23 protein-coding genes are annotated in these 24,936 nt (G+C 50.7%); 18 read left to right on the top strand and 5 right to left on the bottom strand.

Translation table 11 applies throughout. From position 1 onward, the window contains the following. Window positions 1-53: 53 nt before the first annotated feature. From FMR86_RS01100 to FMR86_RS01075, 6 genes are read left to right on the top strand one after another with little or no spacing between them, the layout of a single operon-like run. Complete coding sequence (locus FMR86_RS01100) at window positions 54-1,025, top strand: RnfABCDGE type electron transport complex subunit D (RefSeq protein ID WP_163349225.1); 972 nt, start codon at window positions 54-56, stop codon at window positions 1,023-1,025. Between the two features lie 3 nt (window positions 1,026-1,028). After that, on the top strand, window positions 1,029-1,598 hold the full coding sequence (gene rnfG, locus FMR86_RS01095) for an RnfABCDGE type electron transport complex subunit G (protein ID WP_163349224.1): 570 nt from the start codon (window positions 1,029-1,031) through the stop codon (window positions 1,596-1,598). A 9-nt stretch (window positions 1,599-1,607) separates the two neighbouring features. Then, window positions 1,608-2,294, top strand: a complete 687-nt coding sequence (gene rsxE / locus FMR86_RS01090; RefSeq protein ID WP_163349223.1) for an electron transport complex subunit RsxE — start codon at window positions 1,608-1,610, stop codon at window positions 2,292-2,294. A gap of 14 nt (window positions 2,295-2,308) precedes the next feature. Further along, entirely contained in the window at window positions 2,309-2,884 is a 576-nt protein-coding gene (locus FMR86_RS01085) for an electron transport complex protein RnfA (RefSeq protein WP_163349222.1), read from the top strand. Between the two features lie 27 nt (window positions 2,885-2,911). Next, window positions 2,912-5,026 carry an RnfABCDGE type electron transport complex subunit B gene (locus FMR86_RS01080; protein WP_163349221.1) on the top strand — a complete coding sequence of 705 codons (2,115 nt, stop codon included), beginning with the start codon at window positions 2,912-2,914 and terminating at the stop codon, window positions 5,024-5,026. Window positions 5,027-5,037: 11 nt separating this feature from the next. Further along, complete coding sequence (locus FMR86_RS01075) at window positions 5,038-6,087, top strand: FAD:protein FMN transferase (protein WP_163349220.1); 1,050 nt, start codon at window positions 5,038-5,040, stop codon at window positions 6,085-6,087. 209 nt (window positions 6,088-6,296) lie between these two features. On the opposite strand, the gene FMR86_RS01070 is transcribed toward FMR86_RS01075, so the two are convergent. Beyond that, window positions 6,297-6,743 carry an isoprenylcysteine carboxylmethyltransferase family protein gene (locus FMR86_RS01070; protein WP_163349219.1) on the bottom strand — a complete coding sequence of 149 codons (447 nt, stop codon included), beginning with the start codon at window positions 6,741-6,743 and terminating at the stop codon, window positions 6,297-6,299. A gap of 141 nt (window positions 6,744-6,884) precedes the next feature. Between FMR86_RS01070 and FMR86_RS01065 the strand changes: the two genes are divergently transcribed. The 7 genes from FMR86_RS01065 to FMR86_RS01035 all read left to right on the top strand — a co-directional run bounded on the left by FMR86_RS01065 (window position 6,885) and on the right by FMR86_RS01035 (window position 13,927). Further along, entirely contained in the window at window positions 6,885-7,313 is a 429-nt protein-coding gene (locus FMR86_RS01065) for a MarR family winged helix-turn-helix transcriptional regulator (protein ID WP_163349218.1), read from the top strand. Window positions 7,314-7,522: 209 nt separating this feature from the next. After that, window positions 7,523-8,539, top strand: coding sequence for a BMP family ABC transporter substrate-binding protein (locus FMR86_RS01060; protein WP_163349217.1), 1,017 nt, complete (start codon window positions 7,523-7,525; stop codon window positions 8,537-8,539). A gap of 4 nt (window positions 8,540-8,543) precedes the next feature. Beyond that, complete coding sequence (locus FMR86_RS01055) at window positions 8,544-9,698, top strand: sensor domain-containing diguanylate cyclase (protein ID WP_239057103.1); 1,155 nt, start codon at window positions 8,544-8,546, stop codon at window positions 9,696-9,698. Between the two features lie 33 nt (window positions 9,699-9,731). Then, a complete protein-coding gene (locus FMR86_RS01050) occupies window positions 9,732-10,058 on the top strand; it encodes a multidrug efflux SMR transporter (RefSeq protein ID WP_163349215.1) in 327 nt (108 codons plus the stop codon). Window positions 10,059-10,364: 306 nt separating this feature from the next. Beyond that, window positions 10,365-12,098: a bacteriohemerythrin gene (locus FMR86_RS01045; protein WP_163349214.1), complete on the top strand. Its 1,734-nt coding sequence runs from the start codon at window positions 10,365-10,367 to the stop codon at window positions 12,096-12,098. A 6-nt stretch (window positions 12,099-12,104) separates the two neighbouring features. Next, complete coding sequence (locus FMR86_RS01040) at window positions 12,105-12,749, top strand: LysE family translocator (protein ID WP_163349213.1); 645 nt, start codon at window positions 12,105-12,107, stop codon at window positions 12,747-12,749. Window positions 12,750-12,874: 125 nt separating this feature from the next. Next, on the top strand, window positions 12,875-13,927 hold the full coding sequence (locus FMR86_RS01035) for a TrkA family potassium uptake protein (protein ID WP_163349212.1): 1,053 nt from the start codon (window positions 12,875-12,877) through the stop codon (window positions 13,925-13,927). Between the two features lie 6 nt (window positions 13,928-13,933). Here FMR86_RS01035 and FMR86_RS01030 read toward each other — a convergent pair whose 3' ends face one another. From FMR86_RS01030 to FMR86_RS01015, 4 genes are read right to left on the bottom strand one after another with little or no spacing between them, the layout of a single operon-like run. Further along, window positions 13,934-15,445 (bottom strand): ATP-binding protein, encoded by a 1,512-nt coding sequence (locus FMR86_RS01030; protein ID WP_163349211.1) that lies wholly within the window; start codon window positions 15,443-15,445, stop codon window positions 13,934-13,936. After that, window positions 15,442-16,002, bottom strand: coding sequence for a YfiR family protein (locus tag FMR86_RS01025; protein WP_163349210.1), 561 nt, complete (start codon window positions 16,000-16,002; stop codon window positions 15,442-15,444). The genes FMR86_RS01030 and FMR86_RS01025 overlap by 4 nt, the downstream gene beginning before the upstream one ends. Further along, entirely contained in the window at window positions 15,990-17,921 is a 1,932-nt protein-coding gene (locus tag FMR86_RS01020) for a TonB-dependent siderophore receptor (protein WP_163349209.1), read from the bottom strand. The genes FMR86_RS01025 and FMR86_RS01020 overlap by 13 nt, the downstream gene beginning before the upstream one ends. After that, entirely contained in the window at window positions 17,918-18,622 is a 705-nt protein-coding gene (locus FMR86_RS01015) for a response regulator transcription factor (protein WP_163349208.1), read from the bottom strand. The genes FMR86_RS01020 and FMR86_RS01015 overlap by 4 nt, the downstream gene beginning before the upstream one ends. A 251-nt stretch (window positions 18,623-18,873) precedes the next feature. On the opposite strand from FMR86_RS01015, the gene FMR86_RS01010 reads away from it, so the two are divergent. From FMR86_RS01010 to flgK, 5 genes are all read left to right on the top strand, one after another. Continuing rightward, window positions 18,874-19,731 carry a flagellin gene (locus FMR86_RS01010; RefSeq protein ID WP_163349207.1) on the top strand — a complete coding sequence of 286 codons (858 nt, stop codon included), beginning with the start codon at window positions 18,874-18,876 and terminating at the stop codon, window positions 19,729-19,731. A gap of 490 nt (window positions 19,732-20,221) precedes the next feature. After that, a complete protein-coding gene (locus FMR86_RS01005) occupies window positions 20,222-20,767 on the top strand; it encodes a sigma-70 family RNA polymerase sigma factor (protein WP_163349206.1) in 546 nt (181 codons plus the stop codon). Continuing rightward, window positions 20,764-21,444: a flagellar hook assembly protein FlgD gene (locus FMR86_RS01000; RefSeq protein WP_163349205.1), complete on the top strand. Its 681-nt coding sequence runs from the start codon at window positions 20,764-20,766 to the stop codon at window positions 21,442-21,444. The genes FMR86_RS01005 and FMR86_RS01000 overlap by 4 nt, the downstream gene beginning before the upstream one ends. A gap of 28 nt (window positions 21,445-21,472) precedes the next feature. Then, the gene (locus tag FMR86_RS00995; protein WP_163349204.1) at window positions 21,473-23,014 is read left to right on the top strand and encodes a flagellar hook protein FlgE; all 1,542 of its coding nucleotides are present in this window, start codon (window positions 21,473-21,475) and stop codon (window positions 23,012-23,014) included. A 114-nt stretch (window positions 23,015-23,128) separates the two neighbouring features. Continuing rightward, a complete protein-coding gene (gene flgK / locus FMR86_RS00990; RefSeq protein ID WP_163349203.1) occupies window positions 23,129-24,880 on the top strand; it encodes a flagellar hook-associated protein FlgK in 1,752 nt (583 codons plus the stop codon). Window positions 24,881-24,936: the final 56 nt, after the last annotated feature.

Genomic DNA, 24,936 nt, shown 5'->3' with positions numbered 1-24,936 from the left:
TGTGTCGCCGAAGGCATCTTAGATTGATTGAATAATCATACAGGATTTAAAATATGACTCCTCCAGTAATTAAAGCAATGTCCGACATTGCGGTCAGACTCACGGTTTCCCCTGCTCCGCACTGGCGCAGCAAGCGCACCGTGGAGAAGATGATGCAGTATCATCTTCTGGCTCTGGTTCCCGCTCTGCTCATGGCTTTCAATATGTTCGGCCTGCCTGCCCTCGCTACTGTGGGTATGGCCGGCGCGGTTGCCGTTCTTACCGAAGCTCTCATGCTCAAGTGGCAGGAACGGGACATTAATGTAGATAACTACACCGCCCTTTATGAAGGCATTCTCTTCGCCTTCCTGCTGCCTGCGGGCGCGCCGTGGTGGATGGTGGGCTGCGGTGCAGCACTGACCATCGTCATGGGCCGCACTGTTTTCGGCGGCTTCGGCTGCAACCCCATCTGTGCGCCTCTGGTTGCATGGGCATTCTGCCGTCTTTCCTGGCCTGCCGCCATGGATATTGACGCCAACCTTGCCCATTTCATGATCAACGCGCCTCTGGACCAGCTCAAGTTCTTCGGTCTCGATACCCTTGAGCAGTTCAATTATACTGATCTGTTTCTCGGCAAACAGCTCGGCGGACTGGGTGCTTCCCAGATCATCGCTGTGCTGGCGGGCGGTATTTTCCTCATCGCCACCAAATGGGTGCGCTTTTTCATTCCCGCTGCTTTCCTCGTGGGTGTGACTGTTACCGCGACCATCTTCTGGATGATTGATCCTGAAGTATACGCCAACCCGCTTTTCCATCTGCTGACCGGATCAGTGATGTTCGGGGCTTTCTTCCTCGCTCCTGATGTGGCTTCCAGCCCGGTGGGAATCATTCCGCAGGTCCTTTTCGGACTCATTGCCGGAACTATGGTCATCATTATCCGGGTTTACGGTGTTTATCCCGACGGCGTGCCTTTTGCCATCATGGTGGCAAACCTGCTTACCCCCCTGCTGGACCGCGTGCGTCCCAAACCTTTCGGAGGCAAGTAAGTCATGCGCGAAATACTTCATATGCTCGTGGTCCTCTCCATCATCTGTGCCACTTCCGGTGCGGTGCTGGTTAACCTGAAGCAGGCCACCAAATCCCAGATCGAACAGCAGGTCCTGACTTACGTACAGGGTCCCGCGCTGCTCTCCGTACTTGAGAATCGTGACAACGATCCCATTAAAGAACGTGTGAAAATAAAAGACGTGACTGTCTTCCCGGCCATGAAGGACGGCAAGCTGGTCGGTATCGCTCTTGAAGCTTTTGCTCCCGGTTACTCCGGCGACATCGGCGTCATGGTCGGTTTTGATGTTAATGAAGATCAGCTGATCGGCATCGGCATCACCACCCAGACTGAGACCCCCGGTCTCGGTGATAAGGTTATGAAGCCGTCTTTTACCGATAAGTTCAAAGGCCACGGTCTTGATTCCATGCAGGTATCCAAGAAGGGCGGAGATATCGACTCCATTGCCGGGGCGACTTACTCCTCCGTGGGTACTGTTGACGCTGTGCGCAAGGCCATCGAGACCTACCAGTCCATCAAGCCTGAGATCACCAACATCTGGAAGAACTCTTAAGGAGACACCATGAGCCGTTTAGTAAAAGAATTCGTAAAAGGACTCTGGGACGAGCTGCCTCCGTTCAGGGTTCTGCTGGGGCTGTGCCCGGTACTGGCTGTTACTTCCTCTGCGGAGAACGGCCTCGGCATGGGTATGGCGGTCATCTTTGTTCTGACCATGTCCAACCTGATCATTTCCAGCATCAGAAAAATTATTCCCGCGAAAGTACGTATCGCCTGCTTCATCGTTATCACCGCATCACTGGTTGTTACGGTTGAGCTGCTCATGCAGGCCTACGCATATCCGCTTTACCAGAAGCTGGGCATTTTTGTTCCGCTGATTGTTGTTAACTGCCTGATCCTCGGGCGTGCGGAAGCATTCGCTTCCAAGAACGGAGTAATCCTCTCCATTGCCGATGCACTGGGCATGGGAATCGGTTTTGCCGCCTCCCTGACTTTTCTCGGTGCTGTGCGCGAAGTCCTCGGTGCCGGAACCGTTTTCGGTGTCCCGGTCATGTGGGAAAGCTTCCAGCCCGCTGAATTCATGGTTATGGCCCCCGGCGCATTTGTCGGTCTCGGTGTCATCTTAGCGGGCATGAACGCCTTCAACAGATACCAGAGCCGCAAGAAAGGCGAGACCGTACCTGATGTAATGAACTCCGGCTGCGCACATTGCGGTGCCTGCGGCGGCATTCAAGATCTTAAGGATAAATAGGGGAGAGCGTTAAAATGGAATACTTTCTGCTTTTTATCTCCGCCATTTTCATCAACAACATCGTACTGGTTCAGTACCTTGGCGCATGTCCCTTCATGGGCACCTCCAAGTCCACCGATGTTGCGCTCGGAATGGGTGGAGCAGTTATATTTGTTACCCTGATGGCTACCGCCATCACCTGGCCCCTGCACCAGTTCATACTCATCCCTTACGGCATTGAGTATCTGCAGACCATTGTCTTCATTCTGGTCATCGCCTCACTGGTACAGTTTGTCGAGATGTTCCTCAAAAAGGTCATCCCGCCTCTGTACAAGTCTCTGGGCCTCTTCCTGCCCCTGATCACCACCAACTGCGCGGTGCTCGGTGTAGCGATTATGGTTCAGCGCAATGAGTACTCTTTCCTGAAGTCCATGATGTACGGTCTGGCTTCCGGTATCGGTTTTCTCATCGCGCTGGTCATTATCTCATCCATTCGTGAGCGTCTGGACGTTGCTCCGGTTCCCCATGTCTTCAGAGGCGTGCCTATCGCCCTGATTACTGCCGGAGTCATGTCCCTGATCTTTTTCGCCTTCAAGGGCATGGTTGCCTAACAGGTTAAGCAAGGAGAATATTTAGTTATGGTTACTTCTTCTATTCTGGTCCTGTTCCTGCTCGGTCTAACCGCCGCAGCCGTACTGGCTGCAGCATCCAAGGTTCTGCATGTGGAGGAAGATCCCCGCATCGCTGAAGTCGAAGGATGTTTTCCCGGCGCAAACTGCGGTGGCTGCGGTTACCCCGGTTGTAACGCTGCTGCAGGCGCAATTGTAAAAGGTGAAGCCGCTCCCGAAATCTGCGTTGCCGGCGGTCCTGAGATTGCTGAAAATATCGCGTCTATCATGGGCCTTGAAGCTACTTTCAAGGAACCCAAGGTTGCCAACAACATCTGCACCGGCGGTTCCCGTGCGAACCTGCTCTTCGATTACGAAGGTGTTGAAGACTGCCGCGCGGAAGCACTGCTTTACGGCGGTGAAAAATCCTGCGGTCTCGGCTGCCTCGGCCTCGGTTCCTGCGTAAAGGTCTGCGGTTTCGACGCTATCCGCCTCAACGAAGAGGGCGTGCCTGTTGTAGACATGAACGCCTGCGTTTCCTGCGGTAAATGCGCTGAAGTCTGCCCCACCGGAGCTATCCGTGTGTCCGGCATGACCATGGACCTGCTCCATCTTAATAAAATCGACGATTGTCTGGCTCCGTGCATGCAGAAATGCCCGGCCCAGATCGACGTCCGTACCTATATCAACCAGATGAAAAACGGCGACATGCGCGGCGCACTGCTGACCATGAAGGAACGCAACCCGCTGCCGCTGGCTGTGGGCCGTCTCTGCCCCGCACCCTGCGAAACCATCTGCCGCCGCAACATCGCTGACGACGGTGTGGCCATCCACACCCTGCACCGTTTCGTGGCTGACTGGGAAATGAATTCCGGCAACCGCGTAAACCTGAACTGCAACCCGCCGTCCGGTCACAAAGTGGCTATCATCGGCGGTGGTCCCGCAGGTCTTTCCGCAGCCTACTTCCTGCGCCGTATCGGTCATGAACCCGTGATCTTTGAAAAGCGTGAAGAGATCGGCGGTATGATGAAGGGTATTATTCCCGAATACCGTCTGCCTTCTAAGGTAGTGGACTGGGAAGTTCAGACTATTCTCGACCTCGGCGTTGAGGTGCAGAACGGTGTTGAATTCGGTAAGGATATCACCTTTGAAACACTTGAGCGTGACGGCTATGAAGCTGTATTCATTGCCACCGGGGCCTGGAAAGTTCCTGCTCTGGAGCTTGAGAACGCAGATGCCGAAGGCGTCATGGACGCGGTCACTTTCCTTGAGGAAGTAGGCAAATCCATCAACGATCTCAAGGGTAAGAAAGTTGTGGTCATCGGCGATACCAACACCGCCATGGACGTTGTGCGCAGCGGCGCGCGTCTCGGTTGCGATGTGACCTCCCTCGTAGGCTGCATCCAGCGTAAGATGTCCGCCAACAAGAACGAAGTTAAACGCGCCTCCGAACTGGGCAGTGAGCTGCTCTTCCTGACCAAGCCTTCCCGCTTTATCGCGGAAAACGGCAAGGTCACAGGCGTTGAATATATTGAAGTACAGTACAAGGACCCCAAGAAGGCCCTTGGCGAACCCCTGCCTGTTGAAGGTACCGAGCAGACCATTGATGCCGACCTCATTGTAATTGCCACCGACCGTGTGCCGGACATGACCCCGTTCATGAATGCTGAAGGTGAAATTCCCTTCAAGCTGAACAAGAAGACCGGCGGAATTGATTGCGACAAGACCTCCATGCAGACTAGCGTGCCCAGCGTTTTCGTTGGCGGCGAGCTGCACACAGGCCGTTCCATTATCATTCAGGCCGTTGCTGACGGACGCATGGCAGCGCGTGGAATCCATCACTTTATCACTGATGGTGCGATCCCCGAGCCTGTTAACCCGCAGCTGCGCGTTATCCCCGAATCCATCCTCAAGAATATGGACGTTACCTACACCATCCCCAGAATTAACGTTCCGGAGATCACTGTTGAAGAACGCCGTTCCACATTCAAGGAAGAGGTTAAGGGCTCCATTGTCTACGAAGCAGCCCGCAAGGAAGGCAGCCGTTGCCTGCGCTGTGGCCTGACCTGCTACGATGCCGAAGCCGGTGCGGAATACGCACAGGATTCCGACGTGCAGAAGTTCAGCGAGCTGGGCAAGGAATAGGGACTTAAGTCATGGAAAATGCGGTCAGACGTTCATTCGTTCAATCACTTGGTGCAAAGGCGGCCTCTATTGCCCATCCGCTGGGTGCGGCATTAAAACTGGCCGATACTTTGCGCATCGGTGACAGGAGACATAAAATCAGTGCCAGTCGTTTTCTCATGGGAACACAGGTCACTGTTGTTGCCCTGCACCTTTCCAAAGATGCGGCTGAAACAGCTGTGGCTTCGGCTTTCAGCGAGATGGAACGTCTTACCGCAATCTTTGACCGTCATCGGCCCGGTACTCCGGTTTCCGAGCTTAACGAAACCGGAAAACTGAGCGATGTAGCTCCCGAACTCCTTGAGGTGATGGGCAAAGCGCAGGCTTACTATCACCACTCCAACGGAACATTCGATGCCACTGTGCTGCCTGTACTGGAAATGCTGCAGAAAAACCGTGCCCCCAAGGGAAGACTGATGCTCAGCCAGAGTGATCTCGATGATGCGCTGGCTCTTGTCGGTTCCGGTTTTGTCCATGTTTCCAAGAGCGGAATCAGCTTTGAAAGAAGTTCCATGTCCGTGACCCTTGACGGCATCGGGCGTGGATATATCGTGGACCGCGCTTCGGACCTTATGGCTGAATTCGGCGTGGAGAACCACCTGATCACCGCAGGCGGGGATATCCGCGCCCGTGGTGAGCGTGCTCCGGGGCAGCCTTGGATTGTCGCCATTGAGAGCCTTTCCGGTAAAGGAGGGTTCCCGGCTGTAATCAGGCTTAAGGACTCTGCTGTAGCTACTTCCGGCGGCAGTGAATTCTACTTTGATGCCGAGCGCACCCGGTTTCATGTTCCAAACCCTGAAAACGCGCATTTTGCTCCATCACACCATGGCTGCCAGCTCAGCCTTTCGGTTGTGGCTCCATCAGTCATGGAGGCGGACGCGCTTTCCACTTCGGCATTTGCCATGAATCCGAAGGAAGCTCTCCGCTTTATCAATGGGCAAAAAGAAAGTGAATGCCTGATCGCCAGTGCTTCCGGTGTGAAGCTGGATTCCCGCAACTGGGAAGCTCAGGTCGGGATTTAAAAGATATAAAAGTCGATTCCGGAAGTCGGGGAACTGAATAATACCTCCTAAATGAAAGGTTCCCTGCATACTGTAAGGGACGGAACGTTCATTCCGTTCAGGGCAACAACGCAGCAGTCCGGAATACGACATCCTCAATACATGGGACTCCACCTCGTCCCCATGAAAGAAAACAGGGTCGGAAGCTCACTCTTCCGACCCTGTTGTTTTTACAGCCAACGCCTTACTTTCAAACAATACTCCTCATATTCCCTGCCGAAAACAGCAAGCATACGTCCTTCCTCAAAGGGTATGTAGACCGTTGCCACAATCATCACGAACAGCAGCAGGAACGCGATTCCCACGTAAGTGGCTGCCGCAAGACTGGTACCCAGCAGAGCTGCAACCATACCTACGTACATGGGATTGCGGCTTACCCTGAACGGACCGCTGACCACCAGCTTGTTTGGGTCCTTGAAGGTGTCAATGTTGGCCTTCTGCCTGCTGAACAGAATGGAACCGGAATAGCAGAAAACCGTTCCTGTTACGATCAGAAACCAACCTGTCCATTTGAGATAATCAGGCCTGCTGATGGGAGTGATGTCCGCCATTGAAGCTATAACGATCATAAAAACGCTGAAGAAAAAGAGTATTGGGGGGAGTGGATAAAACTTCATTTTTTGTCTCCTGTGGTTTGTGTTGAATTCAGAAATAGGGATGAAATTTTATTTTGTCAACCTTGTTGTCAAATTGACATGTTGGTTGCCGAAAAAGGAAAAGTATGTAATTAGTGAGATATGAAAAACGCAGACGGAGAAATGCTTCACGAATTTTTCAAGGCTCTTTATGGGGCTTGGAAGTCGGTAGAGGAAGTGGAGGAGTCTATCCACATGGAAAGCGGGTTCAGCAAGGCCCAAAAAATAAATATTGCGCACTTGATTTCAGCGGGGCCGATGACAGTGTCGGATCTTGCTTATGTGCGCGGTGTGTCACGGCAGTCGGTGCAGGTGGGGGTAACTGCCATGGTAGAGCAGGACTATGTCCGGCTCATTGATAATCCCCGGCACAAAAAGGCCAAGCTGGTTGAGGTGACTGATTCTGGTCGCGAAAGGTACGAGTTTTCGGAAAAGCTGGAGAATGAAATAATTGAAAAGGCTTTTCCGGGCTTTGCTGCTGAAGATGTACTTACGGCGACCCGCCTGTTGAAGGATGTTCATGAAACATTGGAAAAATGGGACAATGAATAAGTCCAACCCTTCCGGCTCAACTTAAGCGTTTTACCCTGCCGTTCAGGAAGAACTAAATCTTACAAGGTGTCAAAATATATTGTCTGCTTGCATTTTGTTATGAAAAGGTATTAAATTCAAAGTAGAAAAATTTCTATGGGGTGCTGATTTATACAATGCAACGGCGTGAAATAGTTATTCCCGTGCTGTCTATATCCAAAAGGGGTCTGATGAGAATACCGATCATTATAATGTTCTTTCTGTCGGCAGTGCTGCTTTGTTCTTCCAATGTCAGTGCCGATACTGATGAATTCAATCCTGTGCTGGTTTATCAAGGTCCGATTGATGAAAATTCCTTTACTGTATCCATCCATAAGGGTGTTGAGCGTTTCAAGAAGAAAACAGGGGATGACTGTACAGAGGTCGTGATCGGTACGACCGTCGAAGACTACGTGACTGCGATAACACAATTTGCAGAAGAGGGTTATTCTCCTATTTTTCTTCTTTACGGCAACCATTTCCCCGATCTGGTTACTTTTGCCCGTAAATATCCGGCAACAAGGTTTATCATTCTCGATACTGTCCGGGACGAACCCAATATTTATTCCTTTGTTCTGGCCGACCATGAAGGATCTTTCCTTGCAGGGGCCTTGGCGGCAATGGCTTCCAAGAGCGGTAAACTGGGATTTGTCTCTGTTGTGGATACTCCCTTCCAGCGTCGTTTTTTGTGCGGATACACGCAGGGTGCCAAGTACATCAATCCTGATATTGAAGTGCTCAAGGGGTTTATCGGAAATTATGAAAATGCATGGTTTGATGGAAATGCCACATCCAGATTGGCCAATCAGATGATGGATGAGGGCGCGGATGTTATTTATCAGGCTGCGGGGGGAGCAGGCCCCGCTGTCCTTGAAGCTTGTGCGGCCCGGGGAAAACTGGGAATCGGTGTTGATATCAACCAGAACGGCTTGTATCCGGGCAGCGTGCTCACCTCTATGGTCAAGCAAACAGATAAGGCCATCTATGCCGCTCTTATGCTGGCCAAGCGTGGAATCTGGAGGGATAATTACAAGCGTCTCGGACTTGAGCAGGAAGCTGTCGGAATAGTTTTTGATGAGCATAACAAAGGATTGGTAACCCCGGAGATGCGTAGTCGTATAGAAAATATTCGCAAGAAGATTGTTCTCGGAGAAATTCTGGTTAACGAAGATACTGAAAACCCGCCTTGTCCTAACAATGTCAAATAGTTATATGACAAGATTTCATAGCATCTCCCTGTTTCTGGTGAAAGTCATGCTGGTCGGGCTTATTGTCCCGCTGGCTGCAGGGTTGATCATTTCTTTTGAGTTGGAAAAAGAAGATATGATAACCCGTCTTGCCGAATTCCATCAGCGTTCCCTGGATACCCTGATCGATGCTGCTGAAGATTCCATGATTTCATTTTCACCGGAAGGTGCCCGCAATGTGGTGAGTCTGCTTCTACAGGATGAACGTATTGTAAAGATAGAAATTTTTTCAAATATTTATGATCTATATCTCCTGCGTGTATCCAAAGAAACCACAGAACATGAGTATAATACCATGGAGCTGGTTCAGAACGTGGTCAAAGACGGTGAAGACCTCGGCTTCGTGCTGGTTGCAGTGGATAAGGATTGGGTCAAGCCGCGTATCGCCGAAGAGCGCAATCAGATTATAGCCATGTTTGTGACTATGTTTGTGGGGGGGCTGTTGCTGGTAATTCCGGCTATCTATTTTAAAGTCCTTAGACCCTTGGACAGGCTCATGCGGCAGGTTGAAGTGCTCTCGAAAGGTGAGCTAGGAATTCCTTACCGCTGGAGCGGGCGTGATGAATTTTCCATGCTGGGCAAAACCCTTGATGATATGCGTACCAAGCTGGATAAAACATTCAGCCTGATGCGGGAGATGGCGATCACTGATGAATTGACCGGATTACCCAACCGGCGCGGTTTTTACGGCGAGGTGGAAAAGCTGCTTTGGCTCAGTGGTCGTTACAAACATCCCCTAGTGCTGGCTCTTTTCGACATCGATCATTTCAAATCCATCAATGATAATTTCGGTCACCCTGTTGGCGATGAAGTTTTGAAAAGTTTTGCAGGGGTTATTTCTTCCAGAATACGTAAGACTGATCTGCTCGCCCGTGTCGGAGGAGAGGAGTTTGTACTGGTCATGCCGGAAACATCGGCTGAAGATGCACACAAACTGCTGGACAGGCTCAGGCAGGCTGTTGCAAATTATGAATTTCCACATGCTGAAAAGGTTACAGTGAGTGCCGGATTTTCTGAATTTTCCGGTTCGGGAAAACTTGAAGGGCTCATGGACATTGCAGATAAGGCTCTTTATAAAGCCAAGCAGGAAGGTCGGGATCGAGTGCTTTTCGGTCAATAAATGGTGAACTTTACATTAAAATCAGGGTAATAAATGCAATACTGGATTATTCTTGCCGGTGCCATTGTGCTGGAAGTCTGCGGCACTGTGTCCATGAAATTTTCAGAAGGTTTCAGCAGGCTGCTTCCTTCTGTGCTCATGTTTATTTTTTACGGCGCATCCTTTGCCGCTTTGGCTATTGCCCTTAAAAAGATTGATGTCAGTGTTGCCTATGCCATTTGGTCCGGTCTCGGAACCGCCCTTATTTTCGCCATAGGGATTTTCTTTTTCAAAGAGTCTGTTTCAGCGCTGAAGGTTCTCAGTCTGCTGTTGATTCTCACCGGGGTTGTGGGGCTTAAGCTGAGCGGAGCCGGACATTAAAATTACGGTTCTGTCAGGAAATTGATCAGTCCCGTCACTGCTGTCCGGTGAGCTGGTTTATTGCTTTTTCCCTCGGCTTTCATCGCCCTTGTCAGCCATGTCTGACAGGGACGGGTGATTGCTGCTTGTTATTTGGGTTAACACTTGGACTTTGTCGGTAATGGTTATTAGTATCGGGTTTGTTTCTGAAAATACGCTCAAAAATAAAATAGTTGTTACACAAAAATAATTTCCATTTTTAAGGTGTTAAAGCTAGTTTACAGAAATTGTTCTTGGTCTGTATCAAAACTCTCAAGGTGGTTGTTCATGAATATTTCTACCCGTCTTAGGCTTTCGACATTTGTCCTTGGTTTTATTCCTGTCGTTATCTGCGCAATTCTTTTGGGCTTCTGCCCTGATTTTTCTTTTGGATCCACGTCTTCCATTATTCTGATTTGCGGGGTGATGGCCGGTTTGGTCATCACCGGATTTATTGTCTACAGCATCAGCCGCAATGTTACTTCTCCTATTGAAAATTTGCGGGATTACGCGGTTGATATCCAGAAAGGTCGTCAGAACAACGAGTGCTCCGGTTTTTATATGTATGAACTGGAAGAGCTTAAGGTTGCGGTTTGCGCCATGGTGGACAGCATGAATGAGGCCAACAAAAGGGCCGGGGATATGAGCGAAGAGGCCCGGAGCAAGGCCGCAGAGATTGAGAATGCCCTGCAGACCAGCCGGGAGAAGGAAGAAGAAACCCTGAAGCTCATTGATGCCATGCGCAAAGTTGCTGACAAGGCCGGGAATTCTTCCGAACGCATTTTTTCAGATATCAGCGATTTAAGCGACCGCATTGAAAAAGTAGGTGAGGGCGTTGAAATCCAGCGCGACCGCATGACTGAGACCGCCACAGCCATGGAAGAGATGAACTCCACAGTAGCAGAGGTTGCCCGCAATGCTTCCCTTGCCGCCGGAAACGCGGACCAGTCCCGCAGTAATGCGACAACAGGTGCGCGCGGAGTAAGTGAATCCGTGGATGCCATTAAAAAGGTTGAGGACGAGGTGCTCTCACTGAAGCAGACTATGAGCCAGCTTGGTGAACGGGCGGAGAATATTGACCGGGTCATCAATGTGATCAACGATATTGCGGACCAGACCAACCTGCTGGCCCTGAACGCGGCCATTGAAGCGGCCCGTGCCGGGGAGGCCGGACGCGGATTTGCCGTGGTTGCCGATGAAGTCCGCAAACTGGCCGAAAAAACCATGGAAGCCACCAAAGAAGTGGGCGACGCCATCACTGATATCCAGCAGCATGCCCAGACCAACGTGGCCTCAGTGGACCGTGCTGCCGAAGATATTGTGGCCGGAACAGAAACAGCTGTTGAGTCCGGTAAATATATGCAGGAAATCGTGACTATCATTGAAGCCACTTCCGAGCAGGTGGAGTCCATTGCCACTGCTTCCGAGCAGCAGTCGGCCACCAGTGAGGAAATTAACAGTGCTGTCTCCGATGTCACCCGCGTGGCGCAGGAAACCGCGGCTGAAATGGATGAAGCCCGTCAGATTCTCATCGAAGTTTCAAGTCTGGTACAGGAGCTGGATTCCCTGATTCACGGTATGTCCGAAGGAAATATTGATTCCGCTTCCGGCGATGAACTGGTCACCTGGAACGATACTGCCTTTTCCGTCGGCATCAGGGCCATTGATGTGCAGCACAAGAAGCTGGTCGGCATGATCAATGGTCTGCACAAAGCCATGCGCGACCGTGCTTCTGACACGGTTATGAAGCGACTGGTGGAGGAGCTTAAAAACTACACCGTGGATCATTTCAGCACTGAAGAAAAACTTTTTGACCGCTACGGCTATCCTCAGACTCCTGAACACAAAGAACTGCATGTCAAATTCGTCAATCAGGTCCTTGAGTTTGAATCCGCTCTGCATAGCGGAAAAGCCAAGGTAACCATGGACGTAATGAAATTCCTCAAAGACTGGCTGGTGCAGCATATTCAGGGTGAGGACCGCAAGTATACTTCCTTCCTGAACAGCCACGGGGTAAAATAGACAACAATGCTTGAAACCGTTTTCACCCTGCTCACAATCTGTTTTTTCGCTCGCATGAGTCCCGGCCCGGACATGATGCTGCTTATCCATCATGCCGGATGCGCACCTTCCAGTAGCGGCAGGGGATTTTTTCGCGGCTCGTCTGCGGCTTACGGTTGCATCATCGGGGTCTGCATGGGGCTTACTTTCCATGTCAGTCTTTCCGTACTCGGACTGGCTCTTGTGCTTAAAAGCCATCCCTTCATATACAATGCCGTGCGCTATGCCGGGGCATTTTACCTGCTTTATATCGGCTATCGCTGTTTCACGGATAACGGTGGACTGGAGCTTGAAGGTTCTGCTGAAAACTGCACCGGCTCGACCTTCATGCAGGGCCTGCGGGACGGGCTTTTCTGCAATCTGCTCAACCCCAAGGTGACTTTGTTCATCCTCAGTGTTTTTATGCAGCTGGTGGGGCCGGATGCGGCATTGGGCGAAAAAGCTGTTTACGGTTCGGTCATCGTGCTGGAAGCTTTTTTCGGCTGGGGATTGTTTGTGCTTTTCTTGAATACTTCGATAGTTCAGCGTATTTACGGCGAGTATGTGTCCCTGATCAATAAAATTACCGGGACAATTTTGTTTCTGCTCGGCGGTTATATATTCTTCAGTTAGCTAAAGCTGATTCCGGCGAAGCCGAAATAAAAGGGTTTAAGCCGCCGGAGGCAAATTCTTTCATTCTTAAAAGCGCGTAGCGTAACAGAATTGTTCTGAACAATTTAACGTGTTATGTTGCTCGTATGAAAAAGAGCACGTGCTTTTTATGGGCGGGAATGCTGATCTACCTGCTGACCATCCTGCTTATCTATTACTTTGAATCGACCTGCGAGAGTTCCAATATCAAGACTCTCTTTGATGCCTTCTGGTATTCGCTGGTCACCCTGACCACCGTTGGCTACGGTGATCTTTATCCCACGTCCGTTGTGGGGAAGATGATTTCAATGGTCATGGTGCTGGGCAGTATCGGCATCCTCGGCTATTTCATAGGCAGGCTCACCGAACATATTCAGGCTTTGGCAGAGAGGCGCAAAATGGGTTTTGACGGAACAGATTTCATCAACCATGTGGTTATTGTGGGCTGGAATGAATTTTCAGAAGATGTTGTCACCCAGCTGGTCCATGCCGGAAAAAAAGTCTGCATTGTCACTGACAACAAGGACCATATTGAATTTATTTACGAGAGTTTTTCACGGGATCAGGTCTTTGTGATCTTCTCGGACATGAACTGTCGTGAGTGTCTGAAAAAGGCCAATGCAGCTGAGGCCGTTTCACTCATGCCCTGCCTTGGTGATGATACCAAGAACCTTGTCTTTGTGCTCAACGCTAAGAAATACCATCCTCACCTTTCCTTTGTGGCGACCATCGATAACTCCGAGCTGAAGGAAACCTTTACCAGTGCCGGGGTCAGCTTCACCATCTGCCGCAATGACATCTCCTCCAAGATCGTAGCCAGCTATATTTTCGAACCCAGCGTGGCCCTGTTCAATGAGGATATCCTGTCATCCGCTTCGGGCAACCAAGATTATGATGTGCAGCAGTATTACATCAAGGAAGGCAGTAAATACGACGGGCTGGACTATGGGGATATTTTCAACGACTTGCGGGACTCTTTTAACGTGCTGGCTATCGGGGTGTCACAAGATAAGGGGCAGGGACGAGAGCTGAACAAGCTGCCGCCGACTTCACTGCAGGTCCGGGCCGGAGACTACCTGATTGTGCTCACTTCAGGGCGCAATATTGACCGTCTGAATGAAGTTTTCGGTTGTACAGAAGGCTTGTATTACGCTGAGTGATTAAGTCTAAGCCGCGCTGCTCTCATCAACAAAACTGGTTGTAACCTCGGTTCCGCTGGTTTCTGCTGTATGCATGCTGATTTCAGCCTTGTGGGTTTCGGCAATCAGTTTGGCGGAATAGGTGCCCAGTCCGGTTCCGTCTTCCTTGCCCAGAGTAACGTACTTATCAAAAAATCTTTCCCTGACTTCTTCAGGCACGGCAAGGGTGTTCTTCACTGTAACTGAAACAGGCGGGCCGCTCTTGATGGCTATGGTTACGGTATCCTCTTCGTTGGAAGCTTCCACTGCATTTTTGATCAGGTTGCGGAACATGGTTCGCAGCAGCATGCCTTCCCCGGTGAGGTGCAGTTCTTCCATGCCCTCGATTTCCTTGCCGTCCAGCATAATGGAAAGCTTTACTCCGGACTGGTTGAGCAGCAGGGCCATTTCCTCTTCCAGCGAGGTCATCAGGTCAATAAGGTCGATGCGCATGGTTTTCAGCCTGTAAATCCCCTGCTCCATCTTGAACATATCCAGATGGAACTGGATCATGTCCAGCATGCGATAGCCTGCCGAGGCAATGCGCTTCACATATTTGCGCTGGTTCGGGGTCAGTTCTTCGTCACTGTTGAGGATAAGCTCCGGGTAACCGATTACCAGATTCAGCGAAGATTTGAGGTCGTGCCTGTTAATGCGTTCCACTTCGTCGCGGATCATCTCCGCGGTGCGCCTTTCGTGAATCTGCTGCACCAGCAGTTTGTTTTTCTTTTCCAGTTCCGCCTGTTTGGAGCGTAGCTGTTTAGTGCGCTGTGCAACAATATTTTCCAGCATTTCGCGATGGTTGTTCAGCCAGTTGTCACGCTTTTCGATTTTACCGAGCATGGAGTTGAATTCGGTAACCAGATAGCCGATTTCATCGTCACTGCGGTAGGAAACCCGCCGGGTGTAGTCTTTGCTGTTTGAAATGTCGCGAACCGTAGCGGTCAGTTGTCCGATGGGGCTGGTTAATTTTTTGCGGATATAGTTTGTGGTCAGGAAACAGAATGTCAGTACGCTGAACAAAATGAGACCGGATGTGGCAAGGTTCTGGAAAAACCAGTCCAGCTGATCGGAATAGCAGCCGTCAAGAAGTATGTAGCCCAGCAGTTCGTCCCCGGAGCGGATTTCCTGAATTATTCGGTAGTTGTTGAATTCTTCTATTGTACTGGTGTCGCGTGTTGGTAACTCATCTGCCTGTTTTCCGAACCCGGCAAAGACCTGCCCGTCTGCGGTGAATATGGTCGCGCCCACGGAGTTGTTGACCAGTGCTAGTGATTGCAGGGCTTCTGTGGCCGAATCAGGGTCGTTAAAGTCCAGTGCCGGGGCAACGGAAGTTCCCAGCACCTGCGTCAGCGATGCCGCTTTTTGCAAGGTGGCCTGCCGGAATGAATGGAAAAATGAAGCGATATTCAGGGACATTGAAAGAACCACCGCCACAATGGTCGTACCCAGAATGGCAAGGCCCACTTTGCGTCCTATGCTGTTCCGGTATTTTTTCATCGAGGGGTGTCTCCACAGTATATTTCCGAGAGCTTCAAGAGTTTGGAGCTTATGGTCAGCCCGGCTTCACGTGCGGCACAGATGTTGGCCTGAAGCTTGAAACGGGAGCCGGATTCAACAAGGTTGATCATGCCGCCCAGCCGCAGGAAATCAGGACTCTGGCCGATGGTCAGTACCGGCTTGCCTTTTACTTTTTTCAGTACGGCGGCAATGATGCGCGGGTTGTCGATGTCTATGAAAAGGACGCTGCATTCCTCATCCGGCCAGCGCACCAGTTTGAATTTATCCGGATTTTTAAAAAAACGGGATATCTTTTTGGGTGCCACTGCAGCCACCGTAACCGGACGGTCGGCAGCTATCCTGCGTTTGTCCGGGCCGAGCACATACTTGGTGATTTTTTTGATGAACAGGGCCTGCAACTGCGGCTGGGTAGCGGTCAGCCTGCGCTGCTGTCCGCTTTTAACACGGGCATGGGCAGACATGTCCGGCATGGAGCATACCATAAAAATGGTGGCGACTGTAATTGCCATAATTTTATGGATTTTTAGAAGTCCCATGTCAACCTCAGCGTGCAGGAAGGTTCAACAGGGGCGAAATTGTTTTCGTCTACATTGGTCAGCAGATTGTTGCCGATAAGTTCAAGGGATAAGTCTTCCCGGGCCTGCCACGCCAGACGGGCGTCAAAACCGAATCCGGTGGAAAGATCTTTGTTGTCCATGGAATTCAGGTAGGACGTGAACAGGTCAAGTTCCCAATTTTCGGCCAGATCAATCAGGGCCTGCAGTTTGATATTGTATAGTGCGGAATTGAGCGGCGGTGAAAAACCGGGAATTCCTTCAGGAACGTTCTGAAAATCCTGATTGGAAAGATCGATAGAAGGGCGCAGGGTCAGGAAAGACCACGGCTGCCAGTCAAGGGCTACTTCGAGTCCATAAGATGTCCCGCTCAGTCCGCTTACCGGGGTGGCTGTGTTGGTATCTTCATCAAAGCTGAAGGTGACCATCTGGTCGTAGCTGTTCAGGTACAGGGAAAGGTCAAGTTTCAGGGTTTCGCTGAAAAGCTTGCGGTATCCGGCTTCAAATGAACTCAGTTTTTCATTTTCCAGGTCTTCCCCGACACTCATGGTGTACTCTTTGTCCCTTACCCGGACCCGGTAGTTGCCGTCGCGCAGCCAGAATCCCGGCTTGCGGTTGGCGTAGGAGTAAGCCAGCCAGTACTCCTCGTCGTCTTCCATATACAGAAGCCGGGCGGTGGGCTGCGGGGTCAGGTCTGAGTCACCTGAGTAATCCAGCTTCAGTCCGAGGGTCAGGAAAAGTTTTTCATCAATGAGTGTGATACGGTCCTTGGCAAATCCGCTGAAATCAAGACGGTAGATGCTGTCGTTGGATACCTGTACATTTTCACCCTGGCTGAATTCATCCCAGAAATATTTTCCGCCGATGCCGAAGGTCAGGAAGTGGCCGTCCAGCTGTTCATTGGAATAAATGAATTCCGCATCAACGGTGTTGGACATGTTTTCCATGTCGGAAACGGTGATTTCTGTTCGGGTGTAAGAACTGCGGAACTGCATACCGGAGCGGGCCCCGGTTTTTCTGTCCCAGAGAATCTGGGCGTAACCGGAGTAGTCGCTCTTATCTTTGTTGGCGGAAAAGGGGTTACCCGGCGGGGAGTACTCAGTGATTGATGAACCGGCAAGCTGACCCTGCAATGAAAACTGGTCGGTATAAGCGTTCAGCCAGTCGGCTCGGAAACCGCCGCTGCCGGTAGTCCAGTCAGTAGAGCCTTTTTCTGTCCGTCCACGGATGCGGTAGTTTTTACCCGGCTCATATTCGCCTTTGGCAAAAACGGCCATGGTTGCGTTTTCGGAAATGTGTATGCCTTTGCGCAGGTATTGGCTGACCCCGTCCGTTCCGGCGGTGGTCACGCTGCGGTTGCCCTGTATTTCTGCGGCGGATTTGGTAATGACGTTGATTACGCCGTTGAAAGATTCGGAACCCCAGAGGCTGGTCCATGGTCCGCGAATGACTTCGATTCGTTTGACCTGCTGGATGGGCAGGTTCTGGCTGGACCAGATTACCCCGTGGAAATAAGGCGAAGTGATCGGGCGGTTGTCCACCAGAATGAGTTGCTTGCTGTTGAAAGTGCCTGAAAATCCCCTGACCCCGATGGACCATTTGTCCGTATCAGTACGGGTAACCACCACGCCGGGAACTGTGCGCAGTGCTTCGGGAACCGATCTGGCTCCGCTGCGTTTGATATCCTCCTCGGTGAGGATGGTGTATGATCCGGCAATATTTTCGAGGGATTGCTTGCGTTCGGAAGGGGAAACCATTTCGACCTGCAGGAGGTCTTCAAGGTCAAGGCTTTCCAGTTCAGCAGAGACATCCTTGTCTGCTGCAAAACTTGGCGGTGTTCCGGCCACCATGGCCAGAATCATGAGAGAGAGGGCAACAACTGCCAACCGCAATCGGATCATGCCTCGGCCTGATTCCTCGCGGTCATCATGTATCCGCGTCCACGGATGGTCTTGATTGAAACGGAATCGCCGATTTTACGGCGCAGATTGCTCATATGCACGTTAAGCACATAGTCATCAAAGTCGGCGGTTCTGCCGAGAGCGATTTCCATGAGCTCGTCACGTTCAATGAGTTTACCGCAGCTGGCGGCCAGATGTTCGATGATGCTGAATTCAGCAGCTGTGAAGTGGGTGTCGATTCCGCGTACCTGAATGGAATGGGAATCAAGGTTGATGTCCAGTCCCCCGACCTTAATATTTCCTTTGGAGGAGGGGGTGATGCTCGGGGATTGCGGGGCCATGGAGCAGCGGCGCAGGGATGCGCGCATGCGGGCCAGCAGTTCTCTCAAAGGGAAGGGTTTGCAGATGTAGTCGTCGGCACCCATTTCAAGCCCCACAACCCTGTCTACTTCATCCCCTTTTCCGGTGAGCATGATAACCGGAACAGTTGAGTCCAGCCGGATTTTTTCCAGCACGTTCAGCCCGCTGATGTCAGGCAGGACAATGTCCAGCAGAATGAGATCATAGTCTTCATTGCCGAATGCCTTGAGTCCCTCCTTTGCTGTGCACTTGTGCTGCAGGCTGTAGCCTTCGCCGTCCAGATAGGTGGATAAGAGTTCCCCCATTTCCGGGTCGTCGTCGATAAGAAGTATCTTGTTCATATATATTCTCCTACAACAGATACTATGTGTTTAGAAGGGATAAGCAAATAAGTTTAGTGTAAATAAATGTTAAATAGATTAAGAAATGTTAAGATAAGGAATATTTGTCTATAGTGTCTGAAATTTGGGGCTGGAAGAAAATATTTCCGCCATAAACGTTCTTTACCTCCGCTGCGTATAAACAGGTAAAGCAGGTGAATCGGTCTCCTGCTGAAAGTGCAAGGATGTACGATACAACACGGAGGTTTTTTATGTCTTTAATCATTAACAACAATACCGTTGCAAATTCAACAGCCAGACACCTTAATGATGCATACAGTGCTCTCGGTTCTTCTACTGAGAAGATGTCCTCGGGGCTGCGCATTAACTCTGCAGCGGATGATGCGGCCGGTCTTGCTGTGCGCGAACTCATGCGTTCGGACATTTCCACCCTGCAGCAGGGTGTGCGAAATGCAAACGACGGTATCTCCATGATCCAGACTGCTGACGGCGCACTCGGCGTAGTGGATGAAAAGCTTATCCGCATGAAGGAACTGGCGGAACAGGCCGCAACCGGTACTTACACCGAAGAACAGCGCGGACTCATCGACAGTGAGTATCAGGCCATGGCTTCGGAAATCACCCGAATCGCCAGTGCTACCGACTTCAACGGTATTTATCTGCTCAACGGCAACTGCTCCGGCGACAACGCTGTTACCATCCACTTCGGAACCGGTAATGACAGCGCGGAAGACAAGTATGACGTTGAGATCGGTACCTGCACCGCATCCGCTCTCGGTATCGGTAACCAGAGTGTCGAAGGTGCCGGATTTGCCGTTTCCACTCAGGAAGCTGCGCAGCAGTCTCTGGCAGCACTTGATGCCGCCATTACTTCCAAGGATAAGGTCAGGGCGAACCTCGGTGCTCTTGAGAACAGGCTTGACGCTACTATCTCCAACCTTGAGATTCAGGGCGAAAACCTGCAGGCCGCCGAATCCCAGATCTCTGATGTTGATGTTGCAACCGAGATGACCAACTACTCCAAGCAGCAGATCATTACCCAGTCCGCAGTATCCATGCTGGCGCAGGCCAACTCCCTGCCCCAGATGGCATTGTCACTCATCGGCTAATTAGTCAACTAATGGCCTCCGGCGGCACCGCTGTTCTCAACAGCCACTAAACTCAAAGCAAAGCTTTTCGTTAAGAGTCTGTAAGGCCTGCCGGGGGCCTTAAACCCTTTTCCAAAAGGGTTTAAGAATCCCAAAACGTTTTATTAGGCTTCGCCGATTTAATTGACAAAAGGTCCGGTTTTGCCGGGCTTTTTTCTTTTGTGCAAGCATAAGGCCGTAGTTCCGAGTAGCTGGAGCTGCGGCCTTTTTGCGTTCTTAACCGGGCATTTGTTTCCGGCAAAAACTTCCCCCCCTCTGCACTTCGCCCCCCTGCACATCTCTAATTAGCCAAATCGAATTAAGTTTCATTAATTTCAGGCCTTTTTCATTAATCCTCCTGAAGAAAGTTAACTTTTCTTGAATGTAATCTGATTCATTCTGAATGCAATCTGATGTCAATTTAATGTTGTCAGGAATGCAAGTTGCTCAATTATAGGCAGTAGGAGGAATTATGAATACTTACATTAAAGAAAATCTGACATGCAATTCTGTTGATGTAGTGAATAGTTTTTTTAGAGACAATAGTCTCTTTATTAAAAATGTTGTCAGCAAGTTTTTATTCACAAAATATAATGGGGCATCAAAAGTTGATGTCGATGAAGTGTGTCAGGAAATAGCATTAAAGATAATTAAAAATAATTATATTTCAAAATATTCCTCTGAAAAAAGCTCTCTTAATACTTGGTTATACATCATAAGCCGTTCTGTGTCTGTGGATTATATGAGAAAAATAAATCCCATATATACTAATGTAGATGACTTGGAAGAAATTCCAGAGATAGAAAATGAACAAGTAGATTTTAATCTTCCTGATGGACTTCTTTCAAAAAGACAGAATGAAGTTGTGACAATGATTTTCTGGGGAGATTTAAAGGCAGTTGAAGTGGCGCAGCAGTTGGGTATTACCTCCCGCACAGTGCGCTGCATCAAGCATCAGGCAATTCAAAAACTTCGCCGCCATTTTTCAGCAGGCGACAAGAGGAGGGTCGTATCATGAGCAGTATAGATACCACCAGTTATTACAGTAGTTTGACCGGGTCTGATACGACCGGCTCCACAACTACAACCAGCGATAATACCTCACTTGATCAGGTGGACTTCCTGACCCTGCTGACCACCCAGCTGGAATATCAGGACCCTACCAACCCCGTGGATAACACGGAAATGGTCAGCCAGATGACCAACTACTCCATGCTCGATGAAGACGTGCAGCAGAATGAAAATCTGGAAACCATCATCAATCAGCTGGATTCCCTCTCGGCACTGAGTACCTCCGGCTACATCGGCGAGGAAGTCATGGCTGACGGCGGAATCATCACCGTGGAAGACGGTTCGGGCAGCGACATAACCATCGACCTGCAGGAAGATGCCGCCACCCTCGGTCTTAATATTTACGACTCTGAAGGCACTCTTGTGGACACTCTTTATTACACCGACGTTGAAGCAGGAACCCATGAGATTTCCGGTGAAGATCTGCTCAGCAGTGCCAACATCGAATCGGACGGAACCTACGTGGCCATGGCCTTTGCCAGCGATGCCGATGACGCCTCAGTAGAGGTTTACGTCAAGTCCGCCGGGACCATCACCGCAGTTGATCAGGATGATTCAGGCAACACTACCCTGACCCTTGATGACGGACGCGAAGTCTCAATTACCGACGTTACTTTTATTTAAATAAATTTAATAAACGCAGGAGTGAAAAATGGGTATCACCAGTTCTCTTTATACCGGAATTTCAGGCCTTAATGTTAACTCTCAGGCAACCTCAGTAGTTTCCAACAACCTCGCAAACTCTTCCACCGTGGGTTTCAAAGGTTCGGATGCGGTCTTCGAGGATGTTTTCTACTCCACCATCACCACCGGAAGCGGACTTTCGCAGGTTGGTAACGGTGCCGGGGTTTCCACCATCAACACCGATTACACTCAGGGGTCTTACGAAGATTCCAGCGTGTCCACCAACGTGGCTCTCAACGGCGACGGCTATTTTATAGTAGTGGACCCGGACACCAGCACCACTTACTACACCCGCGCCGGGAACTTTGATTTCGATAAAGACGGCTATCTGGTCGATCCTTACGGCAATCAGGTGCAGGGTTGGGAAATCGAAGACGGTACTGCTTCCGGTGTTTTGACCACCATCCAGCTGGACCAGTCCCAGTCACCGCCGAAAGCGACTTCCGAGATCAGCCTGACCATGAACCTCGATTCCCAGAGTGTGGATGAGGCGCAGACCGCAAATCCTTACACTTCCCTGTTCGAGCTTTATGACGGCACCAATAATCCGCCGCTGGATGATTCCCAGTACAGCTATTCCACCACCATGACTGTTTATGATGAAAACGGTTCCGCCCATGACATGACTTATTACATGGACCCGGTGGATGTGGATGCTGACGGTAACATCGTCTGGGAATATGTTGCCGCTTACGAAACTGAAGATGACATGCGCACCACTGCCGACGGTGTGGACATGAACACCACCAGCGGTGCCGGGCTGGCCATGACCGGAACCCTGACCTTCAACTCCGAAGGTCAGATGACTTCCATGACCGCCTTCACTCTTTCCAATGCCGCCACTTCCACCGAAACCAAGGATGCTGACCAGTGGGGGCTGGCCGATCTAAGCCCTGAAGGTTATCCGCAAGTAAACCTCAATTTCACCGGAAGCGCAGACGGTCAGGATGTTTCCATCAACTTCGGTATGTCCAGCGATAATGCCACCTGGGATACTTCCGGCGGTATCGATTCTCTCGACGACATAACCGCAGCCACTGACTATTCGGACCTGCCCTCATTCACCGACTACACCCTCGAACTGGGCGCGACCACCAGTTACTCCGACAGCTCCTCGGCCACCTACAGTGTGGGACAGGACGGTTATCCCACCGGGTCTCTCGTATCCGTAGAAGTGGATGAAAACGGTATTCTTGTCGGTAACTATTCCAACAGCCAGTCCATTGAACTCTACCAGCTCGGTCTTGCCGACTTCACCAACGAAGGCGGGCTTACCGCAGAAGGCGGCACCTTGTTCCGGGCCACCACCGAGTCCGGTGAGGCCATTATCGGAACCGCCGGGTCCGCCGGATTCGGAACCGTGGTCTCAAATTCCCTTGAAGCCTCAAACGTGGACCTCGCATCACAGATGACGGAGTTGATCATCATCCAGTCCGCGTATCAGGCCAACAGTAAAGTCGTAACTACAGCAGATACTTTGCTGCAGACTGCGATTTCACTCAAAAGCTAATTAACGCAATGACAAACAGACGATAGCAGCGAAGCTTATTAAAAGTTTTTGGGATTCTTAAACCCTTTTTGCAAAAAGGGTTTAAGCCCTCGGAGAGCCGCCGGAGGCCACATCATGAGTTTAACAAATGCAATGTCCATAGGTGAGAAGGCAGTTGCCAATGCGCAGGTCTCGATCAACACGACCAGCAACAACATCGCCAATGCCGAAACCGAGGGTTACCAGCGTGCTGATGCGGTTTACGACAGCACGGGCAATATCACTGTTTACGGTGACAGCCTCGGAACCGGCGCGGATATCATTGCGGTTCAGGCCAATTGGGACAGCTTTATTGAGAAGCAGTACCTTGCGGCCTCGGCTGATCTGGCCTCCAGCGAAATACAATCCAAATATCTGACCCAGATGGATTCCATCTTCAACCAGACGGACGAAGAAGGTCTGGCTGCAGCGCAGGATGAATTCCTGAGCGCGTGGAACGACCTTTCCACCTACCCGGACTCTCTGGCCGAACGTGAAGCCTTACTGGGCGAAGCGGATTCGCTGGTTTACGCGCTGAATTCCACTTCTTCGGAACTCAAGGATATGTCCGCCAGCGTGGAATCGGAAATTATCGAGCAGGTCGATACCGCCAATGAGCTGATTGATTCCATCGGCCTCTTGAATGAGCAGATAGCAGCCAACCCGGACAATTACGAGCTGGTCGCCAGTCGGGATCAGGCCATCCGTGAACTGGATGAACTCATCGGGGTGGAAGTACTCAGCTACGAAGACGGTTCCACCAAGGTTTATACCGAAACCGGTCAGCCGCTTGTTGAGGGTGAGGAAACCCATCACCTCGCAGTGGCATATGATTCAGATACTTCAAAGACCGGGCTGTTCTGGGAATCAGGTTCCGGTGCGCTGATCGACATCACCCCCATGAACGATGCTGACGGCGATCCGGTCTCCGGACGCACCGACAGCGGCTCAATTGCCGGGCTGTTCATTACCCGTGATGAGTACATCCAGCCCACGCTGGACAAGATTGATGATTACACCTCGGCTTTGATCTGGGAAACCAACGTGACTCATTCGCAGGGTGCGGGCCTGGAACCGCATACCTCAGTGGAAGGAACTTACAGTGTGGATGACCAGACCGCAGTGCTCTCAAACAGCGGATATGATTTCGCAGACAAGATTACTTCCGGCGAGTTCTCCATCTATATCTACGATGCTGATGGCAATGTAACCGGAAATTCTTCCATCGCTGTCGATCCTTCAGCGGATTCGCTGGATGACGTTGCAGCCGACATCAACGCAGCATTTGCGGGAACCCTGACTGCTTCGGTTAATTCCGACGGTGAGCTGGAAATTGATGCCGTGGGTGACGCTTCATTTGAATTCGGGGAAGACAGTTCCGGTTTTTTGGCAGCTGTGGGAATCAATACCTTCTTTGAAGGCAGCTCTGCCGGGGATATTGCAGTTAATGATTATGTGTCTTCAGACCCTTCACATCTCAATGCCGGACAGGTCGGTGATGACGGAACGGTTTCATCGGGAAGCAATGATACTGCCAAGAGCATAAACGATTTGCTGAGCGGGACCGTATCAATAGGTGAGGGGGCTTCTGCAACGAACGCGTCTTTGACCGAATATCTGGCAGCCATTGTTTCCGATGTGGGGGCTGCGGCGTCCACAGCTGAAACTCAGGTTACCTGCGATACCGCTGCAGCCCAGATTTATGCCGACCAGCAGGAATCCGTAAGCGGGGTGAATGTGGATGAGGAACTGGTCAGCCTGACCAAGGCTCAGCAGCAATATGAGGCGGCCTGTCAGATTATTTCGGTTACCCGTGAGATGATCGATACCATTCTGGGTATTGTTTAGTGTTTGAATAAAAATATTTGAGTTTTTCTCAAAAATAAACAGGGGTTTATTTTTGA

This window comes from Desulfovibrio sp. JC010 (assembly GCF_010470675.1).
Lineage (GTDB): Bacteria > Desulfobacterota > Desulfovibrionia > Desulfovibrionales > Desulfovibrionaceae > Maridesulfovibrio.
Note: the sequence above shows the minus strand (reverse complement) of the source record. Positions and strands in the feature narration are given on the sequence as shown.